The organism is Azospirillum sp. B506 (assembly GCF_000333595.1).
In the GTDB taxonomy this organism is placed as follows: domain Bacteria; phylum Pseudomonadota; class Alphaproteobacteria; order Azospirillales; family Azospirillaceae; genus Azospirillum.
Genome location: NZ_BADK01000534.1, coordinates 1 through 7,235 on the forward strand (window position 1 = coordinate 1; position 7,235 = coordinate 7,235).

Sequence of the window (7,235 nt, forward strand, 5' to 3'; positions counted from 1 at the left end):
GCTGGAAACCCTGAAGCGCCTGCGCGACATCGGCAACACGGTGGTGGTCGTCGAGCATGACGAGGACGCGATCCGTAGTGCGGATTATCTCGTCGACATGGGACCCGGTGCCGGCCAGCACGGCGGCACCGTCATCGCCCAGGGCACGCCGGAAGAGGTTCAGAAGAACCCCAACAGCATCACCGCGCAATATCTGAACGGCACCCGCTTCGTTCCGGTGCCCGAAACCCGCCGCCCCGGCCATCCCGGACAGTTCCTGGAGGTGCAGGGCGCGCGCGCCAACAACCTGCGCAATGTCTCGACAAAAATCCCGCTTGGCACCTTCACCTGCGTGACCGGCGTATCGGGTGGCGGCAAGTCTACCCTGATCATTGAGACGCTCTACAAGGCGGTGGCGCGCAAGCTGATGGGAGCCCGCGAGCATCCGGCCGAACACGATGCGGTGCTGGGGCTGGAACATCTGGACAAGGTCATCGACATCGACCAGTCGCCGATCGGCCGCACCCCCCGCTCCAATCCCGCCACCTACACCGGCGCCTTTACGCCGATCCGCGACTGGTTCGCCGGGCTGCCGGAATCGAAGGCGCGCGGCTACGGTCCCGGCCGCTTTTCGTTCAACGTCAAGGGCGGTCGCTGCGAGGCCTGCCAGGGCGACGGCGTCATCAAGATCGAGATGCACTTCCTGCCCGACGTCTACGTCACCTGCGATGTCTGCCACGGCAAGCGCTACAATCGCGAGACGCTCGAAGTCACCTACCGCGACAAGACCATTGCCGACGTACTGGACATGACGGTCGAGGAGGGCAAGGAGTTCTTCAAGGCCGTTCCCGGCATCCGCGACAAGATGGACACATTGGACCGTGTCGGACTCGGCTACATCCACATCGGCCAAGCGGCGACGACCTTGTCGGGCGGCGAGGCGCAGCGCGTCAAGTTGTCCAAGGAACTCAGCCGCCGTGCCACCGGCCGCACGCTGTACATCCTCGACGAACCCACCACCGGTCTGCATTTCGCCGACGTCGAAAAGCTGATGGAGGTGCTGCATGCTCTGGTCGACCAGGGCAACACGGTGCTGGTGATCGAGCATAACCTGGAGGTCATCAAGACCGCCGACTGGATCATCGACCTGGGGCCGGAGGGCGGCACCGGCGGCGGTGAGATCGTTGCCGAAGGCACCCCGGAGGATGTCGCGAAGGTGGAGCGCAGCTACACCGGACGCTATCTCGCCCCTTACCTGAAGGCGAAGCCGGCGGTGCGGAAATCGGCAACCCGAAAGAGGGCGTGAACAAACGCAAGCTGTACCGTGTTCCTCCACGCAGAGTTCGCATTGCATGGGAGACGAGGGGCATGAGCAAGACGCTTCTGACCGGTGCGGGGGCCGCCCTGGGGGCGGCCCTGCTGCTGGCGGCCTGCGGGTCCGACAAATCCACCACCAGCACGACGACCACGACGACGACCACCCCGAGTTACGGTTCGACGACCGTGACGCCGGCCCCGACCGGCTCCACCACCATCGAACGCAGCACGACGACGAAGAGCGAATAAGCCATCGCTTCGGTTGACGCATCAGGTTCTCTGATTTGCCTGGATCGATGTTCTGACTGATCCCTGATCACTTGCAGCCGGCCTTCTTGCGGAGGCCGGCTGATCTGTGTTTGATCGATGCCGTTTGGGGACTGTCGTTTTCGGAGCGGACAGCCTAGATTGCGCGCGAATCGTCCGCAGTCTTTTGTTTGGAACCTCAGCTCCATGACCGACACTCTTCGCCCCGTCCATGTCATCGGCGGCGGTCTCGCCGGCTCGGAAGCCGCCTGGCAGCTCGCCTCCCGTGGCGTGCCCGTCGTGCTGCACGAGATGCGGCCGGTCCGCAAGACCGAGGCCCACAGCACCGAAAAGCTGGCGGAGCTGGTCTGTTCCAATTCCTTCCGGTCTGACGATGCCGAATACAATGCGGTTGGTTTGCTCCATGAGGAGATGCGGCGCTGCGGCTCGCTGATCCTGCGCTGCGCCGACGCGCACAAGGTGCCGGCCGGCGGCGCGCTTGCCATGGACCGCGACGGCTTTGCCGATGCGGTGACCGAGGCAGTGTCGTCCCACCCGCTGATCGCCATCCAGCGCGAGGAGGTCGCCGGCCTGCCGCCGGAGGAATGGGACAGCGTCATCGTCGCCACCGGTCCCCTCACCTCCCCTGCCCTCGCCGAGGCAGTGCGCAGTCAGACCGGCGAGGAATCGCTCGCCTTCTTCGACGCCATCGCCCCCATCGTCTATCTGGAGAGCATCGACCTGTCGAAGGCGTGGTTCCAGTCGCGCTACGACAAGCCCGGCCCCGGCGGTACCGGCAAGGACTACATCAACTGTGCCTTCGAGAAGGACGAGTACCGCGCCTTCATCGCCGCGCTGATCGAGGGTGAAAAGATCGACTTCAAGGAGTGGGAGAAGAGCACCCCCTATTTCGAAGGCTGCCTGCCGATCGAGGTGATGGCGGAGCGCGGCGTCGACACCCTGCGCTATGGCCCGATGAAGCCGGTCGGCCTGACCAACCCGCACAAGCCGGAACGCCGCCCCTACGCGGTGGTCCAACTGCGCCAGGACAACGCTCTGGGCACGCTCTACAACCTCGTCGGCTTCCAGACCAAGCTGCGCCATGCCGAACAGGCCCGCATCTTCCGTATGATTCCCGGCCTGGAGAATGCCGAGTTCGCCCGGCTGGGCGGGATGCACCGCAACACCTTCCTGAACAGCCCGCGCATTCTGGACGGCGCCCTGCGGCTGAAATCGTTGCCCCGCCTGCGCTTCGCCGGTCAGGTCACCGGATGCGAGGGCTATGTGGAAAGTGCCGCCGTCGGCCTGCTCGCCGGCCGCTTCGCCGCGGCGGAGCGGCTGGGCCAGGAGATCAGCACGCCTCCGGTGACGACCGCGCTGGGCGCAATCCTCGGCCACATCACAGGCGGGGCCGAGGCCGAGACCTACCAGCCGATGAACGTCAACTTCGGCCTGTTCCCGCCGGTGGACGACAAGATCCGCGGCCGTGACCGCAAGCTGGCCTACACCCGCCGTGCGCTGGCCGATCTGGACGGCTGGTTGAACGGGTAATCGTCGGACCAATGCGCGGGCGTCAATAGCGCCCGCGCATCGCGGCCCAGCCCAGCCGAAGCTGGCGGAACGGGTTGGCCAGCATCACCCGTGGGGCGAAGACGTCATTGCCCTCCCGCGCGATCACACCAAGATGGAGATCGGCCAGCGTCGCCGGCAGCAGCGCCGGGATCGCCGCCTTTGGCACCTGACGGCGCAGAGCGCGCGCCTCGGCCAGATGCCGACGCGCCACGTCGGCGATCTCCGCCACCACCGGCCGCAGTTCCGGCGTCGAGCGGCCGGCGAACAGATCCTCGCTCTTGGCGCCATGCCGCTGCATCAGATCGTCCGGCAGGCGCTGCCGGTGCTGGCGGGCCAGGAAGGGCACCGCGCGCAGGATGCCGGACAGGGCATAGGCGATGCCGACATGGCGCCCAGCCGCCATAGCCGCCGCATCCCGTGCTCCCAGACCTTCCAGGGCCAGCTGGACCAGCGGCGCCCCGGTAACCTCGGCGTAATTCACGAGACAGGTCAGGTCGGCCGGCGGAGTGTCGTCCAGGTCCGCTTCCCGTGCGTCGATCAGCCGGTCGAACAGGGTGCGGCTCAGCCCAAGCCCGCGTGCGGCCTGGGCAAGCGGTTCCATCACCTCGTGGCGCGGTACGGGTCCATCCTCATAGACGGCTTCTATGCCGTCGCGCCAGAATTGTAGCCGCATCTGGCCCAGGATCGGTTCGCTGACCACCTCTCGCGTCTTTGCGATCTCAAGGTTGAAGGCATAAAGCGCGAAGGCTGCCTCCCGCCTGTCGGGTGGAGTGAACAGACCTGCCAGAAAGTGGTCGTTGTCATATTTCCTAACCTCCCGTCCGCAATAGGACAGGTCGGTCGCAGCCTTCACCATGGGATGCCCGGTTGGAAAAAGAGGGGAGGAGTGACGGAAGGACGGGCCAAAGCCTGTTGCCACGCCTATATGAAGCACACACGGTCGCATCGCCAGCCCCGACGCGCAGCAGGCAGGGATCCCATGACGGATTTCAACATCGCCCCGACGAAACCCCGCAAGACCGGTCCGGTCGCACGCAAGGACGAATCGGGAGAGAATTTCCCCGTCGCGTCCCGCCTGATACCGAAGCACCTGCGTCCGCATGTGATCGCCTTCTACCGCTTCGTTCGTCTGGCCGACGACATAGCCGACGACCCCGATCTCGAACCGGAGACCAAGCTGGCCTATCTGGAGGCGCTGGAACGGGCGCTGACCTCCGGCCAGGCCAAGCATGCCTATCTGAAGCCCGCCACCGACCTGCGAGAAAGCCTGCAGACGACCGGCGTCAGCGACCGCCATGCTCGGCAAATCCTGCGCGCCTTCCGGCGGGACTCGGTCGGTGCCCGCTGCCACAGCTGGAGCGACCTGCTGCTCTATTGCCGCTTTTCCGCCAACCCTGTCGGCCGCTACCTGCTTGACCTGCATGGCGAGGGGGTGGCCGCCGGACCGGCGTCGGATGCGCTGTGCTCCGCCCTGCAGGTGCTGAATCATCTGCAGGATGCGCGGGAGGACTGGACACAACTCGGCCGTTGCTACATCCCGCTGGGCTGGTTCGACGAGGCCGGGATCAGCGTCGAACGTCTGGTGGAGGGCGAGAGCGACGCTCGCCTGCGCGCCATCTTCGATCAGGCACTGGACCATACCGACCGGTTGTTGGAGCGCGCCGCCACCCTGCCCGGCCTGATCCGGCACCGCGGCCTGCGGATGGAGGCGGCGGTGATCCTCTGCCTTGCCGAATCGCTGTCGCGACGGCTGAAGGCCCGCGATCCGATGAAGATGCGGGTTACGCTCGGGGCGCACCACAAGCTGGCGGCCGTGGCGCGGGGACTGGCGCGGAGCTTCTCCGCCGCATAAACTCCGGGGCCACACGTCGCGACGTGCCCGCCACGCACGTCGCGACGTGCAATGCCCAGGATGCTGCAGATGACTTCTCCGCCGCTGGAGAGAGCCCCGCTGGAACCTGTATCCATGCCGTCGCCGGACAGGAAGGCGCCAGACAACAGGATGGGCGAAACGGCGACCGCCGTAACCGCCAGGTCGGGCAGTAGCTTCTACTGGCCGATGCGCCTGCTGCCAGCGTCCAAGCGGACGGCGATGTTCGCCATCTACGCCTTTTGCCGCCGTATCGACGACATCGCCGACGAACCCGGCGAGCCTGCCGCCAAGCGGGCTGCCCTGGACGTGTGGCGGCGCGACATCCGCGATCTTTATCTCGGCGGCGCGCCCAACGGGCCGCTGACCGCCGCGTTGAAAGGCGCCATCGACCGCTATGGTCTTCCGCGTGCGGAGCTGGAGGCCCTGATCGACGGCATGGCGATGGATGTGGCCGGGGAGGAACCGGGCTCCAGTGGCATGCGGGCACCCGATCTCGACACCCTGCGGCTCTATTGCCGGCGTGTCGCCGGCGCGGTGGGGATGCTGGCGATCCGCGTCTTCGACCGCGCCGATCCCGCCACCGAACGCTTCGCCCTGGCACTGGGCGAGGCCCTGCAACTGACCAACATCCTGCGCGATCTGGCCGAGGACGCGGAGTTGGACCGTCTGTATCTGCCGCGCGAGCTGCTGCTGGCTGCCGGTATCGATAGCGACCGACCGGACGAGGTTCTGGCCCATCCCAACCTGCCCCGCGCCTGCGAAGCGCTCGCAGCAGTGGCCGAAGCCCGCTTCGCCGAGGCACGGGCCGCCATTGCCGGGCAGGCGCGCGGCTCCCTGTGGGCCGCCACCGCCATGATGGTGCTGTACCATCGGCTGCTGAAACGCCTGCGCGCCGCTGGCTGGAACGATCTCAAGGCCCGCGTGCGGGTCGGGCGGCGTGAAGGCGCCTGGGTGGCGACGCGCTGCATGCTCGGCATTCCGCCGGCCGGCTGATGAGCGAGCCGGGCATCGTCCATATCGTCGGTGCCGGCCTTGCCGGTCTCGCGGCGGCGGTCCGTCTGGCGGAAACCGGGCGACGGGTGGTGGTCTACGATCAGGCACCACAGGCGGGGGGACGCTGCCGAAGCTTCCACGATGCCACGCTCGGCCGGTCAATCGACAACGGCAACCATATGGTGCTCAGCGGCAACCGCGCCCTGCTCGACTATGCGAGGCGGACCGGCGGCTTGGATGCGCTGGAGGAGATGCGGTCGGCAGCCTTCCCCTTCCTCGACCTGCGCGACGGCGCCGTCTGGACCCTGTGTCCTGGGGGACTGTGGTTGTTCGACCCTGCCCGCCGGGTGCCGGGCAGCCGTGCGATCGACTATCTTGCCGCCCTGCGCTGCCTGACCGCCGGCCGGCATCATTCCGTCGCCGACCGTCTGTCGCGCGATGGGGTTCTGTTCGAGCGGCTGTGGCGCCCTTTGGCTGTGTCCGCTCTCAATGGACCGGTGGAGCGTGTCTCGGCCCGCCTGTTCGGTGCCGTGCTGCGCGAGACGCTGTTGCGCGGCGAGGCGGCCTGCCGGCCGATTCTGGCGCCGCGCGGCCTGTCCGCGGCCTTCGTCGATCCCGCACTCGCATGGCTGCGGACAGCGGGTGCGGAGCTACATCTCGGCGCGCGAATCGATGGACTGAACTTTGCCGATGGGCGCGTGGCCGGCTTTTCCGCTGGCGGCAGCGCCGTGTCACTCGGCGCAGCGGATAGCGTGATCCTTGCCGCGCCCGCCTGGGTCGCGGAGCGGCTGCTCCCCGGACTGACGGTGCCGCCGCCGGGACCGGCCATCGTGAATCTGCATTTCCGGCTGGACGTAGCGGCACGGCTGCCAGGAGGACTGCCGTTCCTCGGGCTGGTCGGCGGTACGGCGGAATGGCTGTTCGCCCGCGACGATCTGCTGTCGGTTACCGTCAGCGACGCCGATGCACTGGCCCATCTGTCCGCCGAGGAGATCGCCGGCCGGATATGGGCTGAGATCGGTCCCCACCTGACTCCGGCAGCGCGACTCGGAGGCCGGATTCCGCCCGTGCGCGTGGTGAAGGAACGGCGGGCTACCCCCAATCAGTCCCCCGAATCGGTTGCACGCCGTCCCGGTCCCTGTACCCGATGGAGCAACCTGATACTGGCCGGCGACTGGACGGAAACGGGACTTCCCGCCACATTGGAAGCCGCCATCCGCTCGGGAAACCGGGCGGCGGAGGCCACTTTGTCGAT

Annotated in this window: 6 protein-coding genes and 1 pseudogene; 6 read left to right on the forward strand and 1 reads right to left on the reverse strand. The window is 67.2% G+C overall.

Going from position 1 to position 7,235, the window contains the following annotated elements; all coding sequences use genetic code 11:
• The 3 genes and pseudogenes from I71_RS15940 to trmFO form a co-directional block, all read left to right on the forward strand.
• Nucleotides 1–1,285: pseudogene (locus I71_RS15940) on the forward strand (excinuclease ABC subunit A); the annotation flags it as partial.
• A 62-nt stretch (nucleotides 1,286–1,347) separates the two neighbouring features.
• A complete protein-coding gene (locus I71_RS15945) occupies nucleotides 1,348–1,545 on the forward strand; it encodes a hypothetical protein (RefSeq protein ID WP_042695832.1) in 198 nt (65 codons plus the stop codon).
• Between the two features lie 204 nt (nucleotides 1,546–1,749).
• Nucleotides 1,750–3,093 carry a methylenetetrahydrofolate--tRNA-(uracil(54)-C(5))-methyltransferase (FADH(2)-oxidizing) TrmFO gene (gene trmFO, locus I71_RS15950; protein WP_042695833.1) on the forward strand — a complete coding sequence of 448 codons (1,344 nt, stop codon included), beginning with the start codon at nucleotides 1,750–1,752 and terminating at the stop codon, nucleotides 3,091–3,093.
• A gap of 22 nt (nucleotides 3,094–3,115) precedes the next feature.
• On the opposite strand, the gene I71_RS15955 is transcribed toward trmFO, so the two are convergent.
• Nucleotides 3,116–3,970 (reverse strand): phytoene/squalene synthase family protein, encoded by an 855-nt coding sequence (locus I71_RS15955; RefSeq protein WP_042695834.1) that lies wholly within the window; start codon nucleotides 3,968–3,970, stop codon nucleotides 3,116–3,118.
• 123 nt (nucleotides 3,971–4,093) lie between these two features.
• Between I71_RS15955 and I71_RS15960 the strand changes: the two genes are divergently transcribed.
• The 3 genes from I71_RS15960 to hpnE form a co-directional block, all read left to right on the forward strand.
• Nucleotides 4,094–4,966 (forward strand): squalene/phytoene synthase family protein, encoded by an 873-nt coding sequence (locus tag I71_RS15960; RefSeq protein WP_042695835.1) that lies wholly within the window; start codon nucleotides 4,094–4,096, stop codon nucleotides 4,964–4,966.
• A 150-nt stretch (nucleotides 4,967–5,116) separates the two neighbouring features.
• Nucleotides 5,117–5,980, forward strand: coding sequence for a presqualene diphosphate synthase HpnD (gene hpnD / locus I71_RS15965; RefSeq protein WP_244433868.1), 864 nt, complete (start codon nucleotides 5,117–5,119; stop codon nucleotides 5,978–5,980).
• Nucleotides 5,980–7,235 (forward strand): hydroxysqualene dehydroxylase HpnE (gene hpnE / locus I71_RS15970; protein ID WP_042695837.1); only part of this gene is annotated, 1,256 nt, incomplete at its 3' end. The genes hpnD and hpnE, both read left to right, overlap by 1 nt.